The sequence below is a fragment of the Paenibacillus sp. FSL H7-0756 genome (assembly GCF_038006765.1).
Lineage (GTDB): Bacteria > Bacillota > Bacilli > Paenibacillales > Paenibacillaceae > Paenibacillus_AQ.
Window position 1 is genome coordinate 361,765 of sequence record NZ_JBBOVT010000001.1, and the last position, 12,324, is coordinate 374,088.

Here is a 12,324-nt window from a genome sequence, read left to right on the forward strand (position 1 = left end):
CCCCTCCTTCCTATACACATATTCATAGGCAAACAGGCATCCGCAGAGCTTACCCGCCCTGCCGGATGCCTGTTTTCTGTTTTTAATTAGTGAAACTACTGCACAGAATACAACATTCCCCTTATAACTCCACAGCCCCCTAATGAAGTTGGAGTCCTCCCCCACAAAAATGTAGACTAGAGATAGGAGGAGGATGAACGGTATGGGACACTTAACAGGAACAAGAGAGAAGGCAGCGCAAGAGGTGTTATCTGGCATTAAGGCGGCGGTGGTTGCCCGAAAGTATGGGGTGACTCCGTCCACGGTGAATCAGTGGGTGAGGGATTACCGGGAAGCCCATGGAGAACAAGATCATCCGTACCCCCAGGAGCAGGTAGAGGAACTGAAGCGCCTGGTAGAGGTCGAGCAGAAATATGAGAAGGCGGTCAAGATGCTCGGTGAAAAGGAGTTAGAGATTGAGATTCTGCGTGAACTGCTAAAAAAGCCAACCCCTGCTTATCCGAAAAAATCGAGGTAGCCGAGATGTTCATTAAGCAGGGATATTCCGCAGCGTTGGTACTACGTCTCATCGGGCTCGCAGAGTCCACGTACTACGACCGTAAGAAACGCAAGTCACAGGATGCACAGGCCGTACTCCAGGGGCGCGGAAGACCCGTACCCGGCTACTCTCTGACCGAGTCTGGAGCGAAAATTAGCGACGAGGAAATCCAGGAATGGCTGCTGGAATTAATCGCTGGAGAAGAGCACGTGTACGGATACAAACTGCTGGCCAAGTGCTTGTGGAACCAGCACCGTTTAAAGCTCAATCACAAGAAAAGTTACCGGCTGTGTCAGGCGCTGGATATCCTGCAGCCGCAGCGTCACAAGCGTTTTAAGCATCCCCGGAAGCTGCCGGAGAACCGGGTCATTACCGGAGCAGGCCAGCTCTGGCAGATGGACATTAAGTACGGGTACGTGGCGGGCCGGGACCGGCATTTCTTTGTCCTGAGCATTATCGATGTGTTTACCCGTGTCATCGTCGGCTACCACCGCGGATCGTCGTGTGAGGCCAAGCACGCCTGCCAGACGCTGGGACGCGCCATGGAGCAACACTGCGCCCCTGGCAGCGTACGCCCGGTGATCCGCACCGACAACGGCCCACAGTTCGTCAGCCACCTGTTTGGCGACATGTGTGAAAGCTGGGAAATGACCCATGAACGCATTCCGCCTCGAACGCCGGATTTAAACGCTTTTATTGAATCGTTCCACAGTAATATTGACCGGGATTTGTTCCGCAAAGAGGCATTCGACACGTTCGAAGAGGCCTATGAAGCGGTGGACCGGTACATGGACTTTTACAACAACCGCAGAATGCATACGAGCCTTCGGAACATGCCGCCAGCTACGTTTGCGGAGTGGGTCCTGACCCAAGAAGACCGCTCCCGCTTCTTCTGGCCGAGAGAAAAAGCGAAATAAAGAGCATTTCTACGACAAGTACCGATTTGATACGGAGGACTCCGGGATAAGGGGGTCGCACCGATAAAAGGGTTCAAACTTATCAATTGTTGTACGAAATGCAAGATTCCCTCTCATCCAAGCGATTAAGCACGCTAATTCCTGCATTCTCTGCAACAATCTCACGAAATAACCAGAGATGCGCGGACCTAAGTTGTAATAACTACAACATTACCGAACAATACCAATATTACTCGACACTTCCGCCCCCCTCATTCCAACACACCCCATTCAGTATTTCGCATCCACCTACCACACTCACCCCACGCCACTCCACCCTATTCGCTTTTTCACATCCCCATCACTCACCTCCAACACATCCTATTCTCTTTCCCACATCCCCCCCATCCACAAAAAAAGACATCCCCCCACCCGCTCACGCGGGCGGAGGACATCTCTTCTTCTCCGAACTATTCTCTTTGTCTGTAGTACTCTTGTTTGTCTATGGTACTCTAATTTTTCTATGGTACTCTTATCTGTCTATACTACTCTAAGCCGACGTAAGCCGATATATGGTTAAGCCGTATGCCGTGAAGGCTTCAGGCTCATCCCCTTGGCTGAGGCTGCTCTGGCTACCGGAGGCTTCAGCGAAACCGCCAGGATGCAAGCCACAATGCACAGCAGACCGATGATGTTAAAAGTGGGCTTGAACCCGCCGAGGAAGGCGGCGATGAACGAACCGGACAGCGCGCCGATCCCGAAGCCCTGATAGATAATGCCGTAGTTCTTGCTGTGATTCCTCAGGCCGAAGAAGTCACTGACAATCGCCGGGAAGACGGTAATGTTGCCGCCGAAGCAGAAGGCGATGGCCGCCACACAGGCGAAGTACAGGCCATAGCTCAGCGCGGCATAGCTGAGGGTAAACATCGCCACAGCCGTTACCGCCAGCGTGATACTAATCAGCTTGGTCCGGCTTACCCGGTCGGATAATGCGCCGAGAATCAGGCGTCCGGCCGTATTGAAAATAGCGATCATCGCCACAGCATTCGCTGCCGTCGCCACATCCATACCCGCCAGCTGCACACCGATATCCTTCACGATACCGATCAGGTAGAGGCCGCTCATGCAGGCGGTGAAGAAGATTACGAACAGCAGGTATGCTTCCTTCGTGCGGAGCATTTCTTTCACAGTATAATCCTTGGGCAGCAGAGCCGCCCCGGAAGCGGACGATGTCCGGTTTCCCGCAGCAGCTACAGCAGGCGCAGCCACCGGAGCCTCCCGGATCAGCAGCGAGCCGATGAGGATCATCATCATGACTATAAGGCCCCAGTATAGAAAAGCATTCGACACCCCCGCCGATTCAATCAGGCCGCCGTTGATATATTTGAAGATCAGACTGCCCGTTCCGTAAGCACCCACGGACACCCCGGAGATCAGCCCCTTATTCTTCGGGAACCACTTCATCAGATTGGACAGCGAAGTAATATACGCCGTTCCGTCCGCATACCCGACTACTACGCCAGCCAGCAGGTAGAACATCGGCAGGGAACTGGCCTGCGAGCTTAGAATCAGCCCAAGCCCCAGCAGGATACCGGAAGCTGCGGTCAGTCTGCGGAGACCGAACCGGTCCTGCAGCTTGCCTGCGAACAGTGTGGCGAAGGCCAAGGCAAAGCTGGTAATAGAAAACGTTATCGAAACTGAGCTAAGCTCAAAACCAAATGTACTGACAAGATGTGCATTGAACAGGCTCCAGGTGTAGATGGTACCGAGTCCCATTTGCATAATTACTGTACCTAGTACGATGAGCCACCGTTTACTGGCTGTATCCGTTATCATCAGAATTCCCTCTTTCTCTCTGAAGTCGCTGAAGTCGCTTCAAGGCTTACTTGGCCTCTTCATTGTAGCGAAAGGAGCTCCTCCTGAGAGAAATCCGGAATGAGATGACACTTACGGGGAATGAACTGCCGTTAGAGACGCATAATCTGCCTGAATTCCTTCACCTTACTGCGGCTGACTGGCACCTCGGCGTTCAAATCACGCAGCCGGAGCAGATAGGTATTGTTGAACCAGGGGATGATTTCCTTGATTTTGGACAGATTGACCAGATAGGAGCGGTGGCAGCGGAAGAACTGCTCCTGCGGCAGACGGGTATGGAATTCACTGATACTTAGGGCCATGCTGTATTCCTCCCCTTTGGTTATCACACTCGTTGTTTTCTCCTGCGCCGAAGCATAATAGATCTCGTCTGCATCGATGACGATAATCTTTTCATTTTTCCACAGATTGACCTTATCGCTGCCCAGCTTCACCGGTCCCTCTTCCCCCTGGCGGCTCCCGGCCGCGATGGCACCCTCCAGCTTCTGCAGCATCGCTCTGATCCGCGTCTCGCTGTAAGGCTTCAGAATATAGTCGAACGCTTCAATCTCGAACGCCTCGGCGGCATGCTCCTTATAGGCTGTAATGAACACAATATACGGCTTGACCGCGAACCGGCTGATATTATGGGCCAGCAGCACCCCGTCAATCGAAGGGATATTGATATCCAGGAAAATCACATCCACCGTATCCGTCTGCAGGTACTTCAGCGCATCCAGTCCGTCCTCGAATTCCGCCGCAATCCTGATCCGGCTGTGGGTCTGAATCAGATACGTAAGCTCCTGTCTTGCCAGCACTTCATCCTCGACAATGATCGCTCTCATCGCTGCTCCTTTATCACATCAAAATAGATTTCCGTCCCCTTAGCCAGCCGCCGGATGGTCAGACCCGTGCCATAGATCAGCTTGATGCGCTGGTGTACGTTGTTGAGGCCGATTTTGTTGCCTTCCATGCTTCCGCTATAGACCTTCGCAATCGTCTCTTCACTGATCCCCGCTCCGGTATCGGCAATTCGCACCCTTACGCTGTCTCCGTGGTCCTTGACCGAGATCTCTACAGTTCCGTTCCCTTTCCCCTTCAAAATCCCGTGGATAATCGCATTCTCCACCAGCGGCTGAATGACCAGACTCGGAATGCGTACCGCCACCTCATCTATATCGTACAGTACGCTCAGGCGGCTGCCGAAGCGGGCCTTCTCAATCTCCACATAATGCTGTACCTGCTGCAGCTCACGCCGGATATCTATGGACTCATCGGTCAGCTCCAGATTATACCGCATATACCCCGACAGATTGACGATCAGCTCACGCGCCTTGTCCGGGTCGATCCGGATCGAGGAGATAATCGCATTCAGTGCATTGAACAGAAAATGGGGGTTGATGCTGGTCTGCAGTGCCTTCAGCTCGGCCTTGTTAGCCATCTCCTTGATCCCCTCAACCCGTGACACCTCCATCAGTGTGGAGATGATCTGGGATAGCCCAACAGCCATAGCCTGGAGGGAATAGGTGATTTTATGCGCGTGGGTATAGTAGATCTTGAGTGATCCCGTCACCTCCCCCTTCTCTTTCAGCGGAATAATGATCAGCGATCGGATGTCCCGGTTCATGTACTCGGTATCGTCGTCACGGATGGTAATCTCCCCGCTGCTCAGGGTCTGCTTCGTCTCCTCACTGATAATCTCATTAGCTTCGGCATAATATTCTTCCCCGACACCCACGTAGGCCAGAATGACTCTGGTATCGGTAATGGCCACCGCATCCGCCCCGATATCCTTCTGGATGATTCCGCAGATGGTACGCAGCGATTCGGGATTAATACTGCGGAAATACGGAAGCGTCTTATTGGCAATATCCAGCGCCAGCTTGGACTGCTTCGCGGCAATCCGTTCTTTCTCCCCTTCTACACTCTGCACAAGCGTAACGATCAGCCCGGCACAGATCTGCCCCATTATCATCGGAAAAGCAATCTTGGACACGATATCCACCCCCAGCGAATGGGGATCAGCCATCACCAGAATCAGCAGCATCGTCAATGCCTCGCAGGCCATTCCGGCAGCAATGGCAGCGATCCAGCGCCGTTCAGGCGAAGTGCGCCGGTAGATGATCCCGGATACCACACCCGCTGTAATGCTGGTAATCAGACATGGGAGCGAGGTAACCCCGCCGATATCGATCAGGAAGCGGTGTACGCCCGAGAGGATCCCGGTAATCAGCCCGACCCAAGGGCCGAACAGGATTCCGCCAGCGATGATGGCGATAATCCGCACATTGACCAGAGACCCTTCCACATTAATCCCGCTGTAGGTTCCGAAGATGGCGAACAGGCTGAAGATGACCGTGACAATCGCCAGCTCCTGAGGGGCATGAACCCCTTTGGCAAAAATCTCCTTGAACCGCGGCACCCGGCTCAGCACGAACAGACACATCAGCAGCAACGCTGCCCGCTCAAATAATTGCAGCAGAATACTCAAATTATATTGCACACTCACGCCTCCATAGGACAAGCTATCGGTCCATTATAAGATGGGATAATGGTTATAGCAATCCGCGCAGCCGCCTCTAATGGTTGAGATATTCCTATTGGATTTTCAAACCAGGCACGTCTGTTCCCTGGGTATAAAAGCCCTTCTATTGCGGAAAATTAACTATTATCGTATGGTTTCTTTAAAGGAGTGATAGCTTGTGCGTATAGCTTTTTGGATTGTATTTGCCTTTGTTGGCATTTTGATCTTTTGGATAGTCGGCGGCTTAATTGGCCGTACCAAACGAAAGTAATCTATAGGGGCTATAACAGCCCCTCAAAAGAACTGGTGCACCTTTTCTTCGGGCGGGCAGTTTAGATTAATGTTGACTATTCCTTGGATATTAGCAACCTATTCAAGAAAGTGTTCGTCTGATTATAACGAGGTGACCTTAATGACGAAAGTGAATAGCTTCATCATAATGTTAGTTTTAGTTGTGTGCATGATTTTTGCTGGCTGTACAAATTCAAATATTGATTCAGAACCATTACACACAGAACCATCAGCCACCAATACCTCTACAAATAAACCATCAGATTCAAACAATAATACAAATCAATCTGATTTAGTCGGTTCCGTTAAGGTAGAAAACTTAGGTACCGATACTAAAATAACTTATACTTACAAAAATCAAAGTGAAAAAAAAGTGACTGTTATTGGCGGAGCAAGATATAAGTTGTTAAAAGACAATAAAATAGTTGACGAAGGTGGGGTTCCAATAAAAGACTACCTGGATTTGGAACCCGGTCAGGACTATACAGATATAAAGACGTTTTCGAAATTGGAGCCTGGCTCATACACAATACATGTGGATTGGAACAAAACCATTGTATCTGCTGAATTTGTTCAAAACTAAAATTGGTGAAGCTAACGGGAAACGCTAGTTTAATACAGCAGTCAGACTAAAACCTCTCTCTAGAAGGAAACTAGATATGGCGACGGATCAGCTTTAGAATCCGTCGCCATTCAACTAAAGAGTAGTTAAGACCTTTATGAAGAAAAGAGGTGTTCGTGGTATTATATGTAATTATGAGTTATGAAATAAATGGATTAATTGAAAATGGGGGAATCAAAATATGGAACGTAAAATTCAACTAATGGAAACCTACGTAAATATCGACTTTGGAAACTCTCCCTTTTTAAAATTAGATAAAGGGTTGCAAATTCCATACTCTTCAATCACAGGAATAACAACTGGTAGACCGATACCAAATGCTTTTAAACTATATGGTGCTTTATTAGGAGGAATGCGAAACGGGTTATTTAGATCAAACGGTGGTTATCAACTACACTTTTTTGAAAATGAGCATGATACTCTTCATTGATCATCGGTGTTGAAAATCCTGAAGAAATAAGTAAAAATATTTCCGAACGAGTGAAGTGATAATTTTGATGAACTGTTTATTGAACTAACAGGGAACGTTAGTTCAACATCATAGCGGCAGTCTATGATGTTGTAATTCATTCAGAGCTGCCGCGATAGGCTGAGTTTTCTCACCGTGCTATCTTCCCTTACTGCGCCTGCGCCGTTTGCGCCCACTATTCACTGCTCTAGACTGCCAGATCAATCCCCACCACACCCACAATTTCCCCGTCGCTGTTCGTAATTGCTCTGGAGAGCGTGATGCAGGAACGCTTCGTAATGGCCGAGACATACGGCTGCGAGACGTACTGCCCTTCCGCCATCGCTCCGTTCCACCAGTCACGGCGTTTCGCATTCAGCAGCCCGGCCGCAGGCTCGGAGTAGATGAATGTGCCATCTGTCCGATTGGACCAGATGGCCTGCACATCCGGCACCTTATGCTTGCAGGCCGTGAGCACTCTGCCATGGATGTCCGCATCCGCTGCACACATCTCCTGCTTGGCTGCTATCTCCTGCAGCACCGCCTGCATTTCCTCAAGCCGCGCCGAATATTGGCCCAGCTCAATGACTTCGCGTCCGGCAATGCCGTTCACCGACTGCTGCAGGGTCTGAGATTCCAGCAGTAGACTTGCGCTAATCCCATTAAGTTGCCCGATCTGAGTCCGCTGTCGGGTTACCTGCTCCAGGGTCAGGTCTACGCCTGCAATGGTCTCATTAACAATCCCCACTGCACCGCTCAGCTCGCCGGTCACCTCTTCGATCAGCCTGCTCTGCCGCTCGGCCGCAGCCGCTGACTCCGTAACGATGATCCCAACTTCCTCCACCCGGGCCGAGATATCCCCCAGGCGCTGCTTCACCTTCGCCACTTCATTCACGCCATGCGCAACCGCTGTCTGCTCCTTCGTGACTGACTCCAGCACCTGCCGTACTCCATGATTGAGATCCAGCAGCACCGCCGTAGAGCGCTCCACGGAATCCCGGCTCTGATCGGCCAGCTGCCTGATCCGGCCTGCGACCACAGCGAACCCCCGGCCCGCTTCTCCGGCCCGCGCAGCTTCAATCGAGGCATTCAGCGCCAGCAGCGAGGTCTCATTGCCGATGCCTACGATCAGGGCGTTCATCTCCTCCACCAGCGCAATATGTCCGCTTAACATGGTGAATTTGCTCAGCATGTCTCCGCTCTGCTCCTGCAATTCCTCCATGACCTCATCAGTATTCTTCAGGGAATCCACCATCCCCGCCATCCCTGTACGTGCTGCCTGCATCGCCGCACTCAGCCGCCCAGTCAGCTCTCCAATCTGTCCGGTAACCGCTGCAACTCCGCCCATTCTGGCAAAAGCACCCTCAATATTGGCCTTCGCCTCATTGCTCCGGGTCTGCAGCTCCACCTCATAGGCATGTGAATAGTCCGCTGTCTGCTGAAGTCCTTCGGTATGACGGGTAATCTCCTCCAGAGCACCATGCAGCCGGTCCGTGGTGACGACAATTTCATTGCCCAGCAGCTCCACCTTGCTCCGGGCTTCTGCCAGTTGCCCGGCTCCGGCCACTCCGCCCCGGCGGATATCCAGCGCAAGCCCGGCAAGTGCTGCCATCAGCAGCAGATAGACAACCTTATGTACCCAGTACATCTCTATCCATAACCCATACATCCCCACACCCAGCAGCAAAATAATAACGATAGCGGCCTTGCTCCGGCGAATTCCCATTCTGCACGTTCACTCCACTCTATCATGTTATGTATTCTAACATTATATCAGCAGAGTTAAATTAAGGAAACCACTACTCTATAGATTGGACTTATATTTTTTCTGTTAGGGGTTTGCCGCGACTCCAGAGAAGTTATGGACTTCCGGCCGCACATACCTTTGGTCCGTGTGCCTGCCTGCGAGCACAATGTATGCTGTTTTCCACATACATTCGGTCCGTGCTCCGCTCTACCAGCCAATTGCCATTGGGTTTTAAGCATACTTAAAAAACAGCCGCCCCCAGCATCTGAGGGTACGGCTGTCCTTCCGGCGTCTTCCCGCCCAGGATTATACTCCTGCCGGTTGTACGCTAACCTCTTGGGCATTCTTCGCCATCATGCCGCGGGCAATCCAGACGCCAGCTGCTCCGGCCTGGGCCAGTCCGCGGGTAATGCCTGCCCCGTCGCCGCCGCAGTAGAGGCCGGAGATTTCGGTCTCGAACTCATCCGTCAGCTTCGGACGGGCAGAATAGAATTTCGCTTCCACGCCATAGAACAGCGTATGCTCGGAGGCGATACCAGGAGTTACCTTTTCCAGGGCTTCCACCATTTCGATCAGACTCTTCATTGTGATGTACGGCAGCACCAGACCCAGATCGCCGGGCACCGCTTCCTTCAGCGTCGGCTCCAGGAACCCTTCCTTGATCCGGGTCTCTGTAGACCGGCGGCCCCGCAGGATATCCCCGTATTTCTGCACGATGACCCCGCCGCCGGACAGATCATTCGCCCGCTTGCAGATCTCCCGGGCATATTCGTTCGGCTTATCGAACGGCTCAGTGAAGGTATGGGAGACTAGCAGCGCAAAGTTGGTATTCTTCGAGCCTAATGCAGGGTCCTTATAGGAGTGCCCGTTTGCAGCCATCGCCCCGCTGTGATTCTCTACCACCACATGCCCCGAGGGATTGCTGCAGAAGGTGCGGACGCGTGTACCCACGGAGGTATTGAAGATGAATTTGCCCTCGTACAGATGCTCATTGATCTCCCTCATCACCACATCCGAGGTCTCTACACGCACCCCGACATCGACCTGGTTATTGTACATTTTGAGCCTGCGTTTCTTCAGTACCTCTGTCAGCCAGGCCGAGCCGTCCCGTCCCGGAGCAATCATCACCAGACCCGCTTCATGACTCTCCCCATTCTTCAGTGTAATGCCTGTAATGCGGTGCGTTCCGTTCTCTTTGACGGTAACGATATCTTCTACTTCTGTCTTGTATAACATATCAATGCGTGTCCGCAGATATTCATAGATCGATTTCAGAATCTCCAGGTTCTGCTCGGTTCCGAGGTGGCGGACCTGCGCCCGCAACAGCTTCAACCCGGCGGCATATCCCCGCTGCTCAATACCGCGAATGCTCTCCGTGGTCGGATCGGTAATGACCGGGGTTGCCCCGTGCTCCAGGTTGATTCCATCTACATATTCAATCAGCTCCATCACCTTGGAAGGAGGCAGATAATCCGTCATCCAGCCGCCGAATTCGGTCGTAATGTTGAATTTGCCGTCACTGTACGCCCCAGCACCGCCGAAGCCCGCAGTAATGGAGCAGGCCGGCAGACAACCGGCGAATTCCTTGCGGCCGGAGGCGGGCGGACAGAGCTTGATTTTCTCCTCCAGAATCGGGCAGTTGCGGCGGTAGATATCATGTCCCTTGTCCACCAGCAGCACCTTCAGCTCAGGGGCCTTCAGCGTTAATTCATAACAGGCGAATATTCCAGCCGGACCGGCTCCAACAACAATCACATCATATTTACTCATATCTTCTCTGTTCCTCCCAGGTGAAACGGCTTCGGCCTGCAGTTGACAGGGGCTGCGAAGCGTCTCTGCGGTATATTCGTCCACTTATCCAAGCAGCACCCAACAGCACACAAAAAAATCCCGGCCTCTTCATAGGTATGCAAAATGCACCCTATTCGTAGCCAGGAATTTACGGTCCCCTGTAGAAACCCTCAAACCTTATCATTGAGGATATACGAACAGCTTTACCCGTTATTACGGGCCAATTGGAATTTTACCGAATAAATCCGAATGTGTCAATGACGAATAGCATTAATAGTTCGTGTTTATAGCAATACCCGGAATCACACATATTGATAACCTCACAAACTCCTTACAAACACGAACGTTATTACAGACCTATTCCCAGACATAAGACCTAGAAGGAGAAACGTGAACATTGTCGAATATATAAGTACATTGCCACTGGAAAAGAGGAACATCTTATGCAAATCCCACCGCCAACTCCTCGCCAAATGTACTGGAACCGCGCCCTCCTCAACACGTTCTGGTTGGTGCTATTTGTATATCTCGCCAGCCAGTTCTATGTAACCTTATCGATGTGGAGCCACCAGCCCGAGTTCTCCGGCAAGCAGCATCTCATCATGCATATCCTGATACCGGATTCTATCCTGTTCATCCTGCTGGTCATTCTGGAGAGTATTCATAGATATAAGCCGGTGTTATCCGAATTCTTAATCCTTCTTACAAGCCATCTGTACGGCATCCTGATCATTCTGAATCTGAGTTCGGACTACCATGTGAAGCCGCTGATTATGCTGTTTCCGCTGCTGGTATCTATGGTCTATCTCAAAGAGAACTACCTTAAGGCCTCTTCAGTGATCTGTCTGTTCTACATTATCATCCTGTTCCTGAACACATCTATTTACGATTTCACTCTGCGCATCCAGAACATCATCATTACCCTGATCTTCGCGGCTGTCTCTCTGACCGGCTTCGCCGTGATTGCGCGGGGCAAGGAGCTGATGCGCTCGCTTGAGAGTTCAGTGAAGTCAGAGCAGGAGCTGCGCATTCAGAACATCATTATGGACCGTCTGTCCAAGATTGACCCGCTGACCGACCTGTACAACCATAAGACCTTTCATGAATATCTGGGCTGGCTGATTGACCATCAAGAGAGCAATCCTTTTCCGATGCAGCTGGCTGTTATTGATATCGACAATTTCAAAAAGGTCAATGACCAGTACGGACACTGGGTCGGAGACATCGTTCTCCGGCAGGTCGCCGCTGTCATGCTCCAGCATATCGACTCGGATGATTTCGCAGCCCGGTACGGCGGGGAAGAATTCGTGATTATTCTGACATCCAAGACGCTGGAGGATTCGAGCCGCATTATGGAGAATATCCTCGCAGGAATTGCGAGCCTTCCAATCAGCGAAATGGACAATGAATCGGTTACCGTGAGCATCGGAATGCATGAATATAACGGCGGGGATTCCAAAAGCTCTATCTTTCAGCAGGCGGACGACGCCCTGTACGAGGCCAAGAAGACCGGCAAGAACAAAATCATCACTCTGTAGTAAGGTCACATATATATTCTATATTTCAAAAAAGCGGGTCCCCCGTGCATAGCTGCCTATGCTGGGGACCCGCTT

The 12,324-nt window shown here is 51.4% G+C and carries 10 protein-coding genes and 1 riboswitch; of the genes, 5 read left to right on the top strand and 5 right to left on the bottom strand.

What is annotated here, in order from left to right:
- Window positions 1–202: 202 nt before the first annotated feature.
- Both NST04_RS01585 and NST04_RS01590 read left to right on the top strand, forming a co-directional pair.
- Window positions 203–517, top strand: a complete 315-nt coding sequence (locus tag NST04_RS01585) for a helix-turn-helix domain-containing protein (protein ID WP_340750738.1) — start codon at window positions 203–205, stop codon at window positions 515–517.
- Between the two features lie 5 nt (window positions 518–522).
- The gene (locus tag NST04_RS01590; protein ID WP_341182892.1) at window positions 523–1,455 is read left to right on the top strand and encodes an IS3 family transposase; all 933 of its coding nucleotides are present in this window, start codon (window positions 523–525) and stop codon (window positions 1,453–1,455) included.
- A gap of 555 nt (window positions 1,456–2,010) precedes the next feature.
- On the opposite strand, the gene NST04_RS01595 is transcribed toward NST04_RS01590, so the two are convergent.
- The 3 genes from NST04_RS01595 to NST04_RS01605 form a co-directional block, all read right to left on the bottom strand.
- The gene (locus tag NST04_RS01595) at window positions 2,011–3,267 is read right to left on the bottom strand and encodes an L-lactate MFS transporter (protein ID WP_445667900.1); all 1,257 of its coding nucleotides are present in this window, start codon (window positions 3,265–3,267) and stop codon (window positions 2,011–2,013) included.
- A 134-nt stretch (window positions 3,268–3,401) separates the two neighbouring features.
- The gene (locus NST04_RS01600) at window positions 3,402–4,133 is read right to left on the bottom strand and encodes a LytR/AlgR family response regulator transcription factor (RefSeq protein ID WP_341182894.1); all 732 of its coding nucleotides are present in this window, start codon (window positions 4,131–4,133) and stop codon (window positions 3,402–3,404) included.
- The gene (locus NST04_RS01605) at window positions 4,130–5,734 is read right to left on the bottom strand and encodes a LytS/YhcK type 5TM receptor domain-containing protein (protein WP_445667901.1); all 1,605 of its coding nucleotides are present in this window, start codon (window positions 5,732–5,734) and stop codon (window positions 4,130–4,132) included. The genes NST04_RS01600 and NST04_RS01605 overlap by 4 nt, the downstream gene beginning before the upstream one ends.
- A 490-nt stretch (window positions 5,735–6,224) precedes the next feature.
- Between NST04_RS01605 and NST04_RS01610 the strand changes: the two genes are divergently transcribed.
- The gene (locus tag NST04_RS01610) at window positions 6,225–6,686 is read left to right on the top strand and encodes a hypothetical protein (protein WP_341182896.1); all 462 of its coding nucleotides are present in this window, start codon (window positions 6,225–6,227) and stop codon (window positions 6,684–6,686) included.
- A 220-nt stretch (window positions 6,687–6,906) separates the two neighbouring features.
- Entirely contained in the window at window positions 6,907–7,155 is a 249-nt protein-coding gene (locus NST04_RS01615; RefSeq protein ID WP_341182897.1) for a hypothetical protein, read from the top strand.
- Window positions 7,156–7,381: 226 nt separating this feature from the next.
- Here NST04_RS01615 and NST04_RS01620 read toward each other — a convergent pair whose 3' ends face one another.
- Window positions 7,382–8,899 carry a methyl-accepting chemotaxis protein gene (locus NST04_RS01620; RefSeq protein ID WP_341182898.1) on the bottom strand — a complete coding sequence of 506 codons (1,518 nt, stop codon included), beginning with the start codon at window positions 8,897–8,899 and terminating at the stop codon, window positions 7,382–7,384.
- A gap of 327 nt (window positions 8,900–9,226) precedes the next feature.
- Window positions 9,227–10,690: an NAD(P)/FAD-dependent oxidoreductase gene (locus NST04_RS01625; protein WP_036695613.1), complete on the bottom strand. Its 1,464-nt coding sequence runs from the start codon at window positions 10,688–10,690 to the stop codon at window positions 9,227–9,229.
- Window positions 10,691–10,828: 138 nt separating this feature from the next.
- Window positions 10,829–10,928, bottom strand: a riboswitch (purine riboswitch).
- Window positions 10,929–11,223: 295 nt separating this feature from the next.
- On the opposite strand from NST04_RS01625, the gene NST04_RS01630 reads away from it, so the two are divergent.
- Window positions 11,224–12,249, top strand: a complete 1,026-nt coding sequence (locus NST04_RS01630) for a GGDEF domain-containing protein (protein WP_341182899.1) — start codon at window positions 11,224–11,226, stop codon at window positions 12,247–12,249.
- The last annotated feature ends 75 nt before the right edge of the window (window positions 12,250–12,324 follow it).

Excerpts from the sequence above, each read along its gene's own strand:
- NST04_RS01615 (WP_341182897.1), top strand. The coding sequence starts at position 6,907 with ATGGAACGTAAAATTCAACTAATGGAAACCTACGTAAATATCGACTTT.
- NST04_RS01590 (WP_341182892.1), top strand. The coding sequence starts at position 523 with ATGTTCATTAAGCAGGGATATTCCGCAGCGTTGGTACTACGTCTCATC.
- NST04_RS01605 (WP_445667901.1), bottom strand. The coding sequence starts at position 5,734 with ATGTGTCTGTTCGTGCTGAGCCGGGTGCCGCGGTTCAAGGAGATTTTT.
- NST04_RS01610 (WP_341182896.1), top strand. The coding sequence starts at position 6,225 with ATGACGAAAGTGAATAGCTTCATCATAATGTTAGTTTTAGTTGTGTGC.
- NST04_RS01625 (WP_036695613.1), bottom strand. The coding sequence starts at position 10,690 with ATGAGTAAATATGATGTGATTGTTGTTGGAGCCGGTCCGGCTGGAATA.
- NST04_RS01620 (WP_341182898.1), bottom strand. The coding sequence starts at position 8,899 with ATGGGAATTCGCCGGAGCAAGGCCGCTATCGTTATTATTTTGCTGCTG.
- NST04_RS01585 (WP_340750738.1), top strand. The coding sequence starts at position 203 with ATGGGACACTTAACAGGAACAAGAGAGAAGGCAGCGCAAGAGGTGTTA.
- NST04_RS01600 (WP_341182894.1), bottom strand. The coding sequence starts at position 4,133 with ATGAGAGCGATCATTGTCGAGGATGAAGTGCTGGCAAGACAGGAGCTT.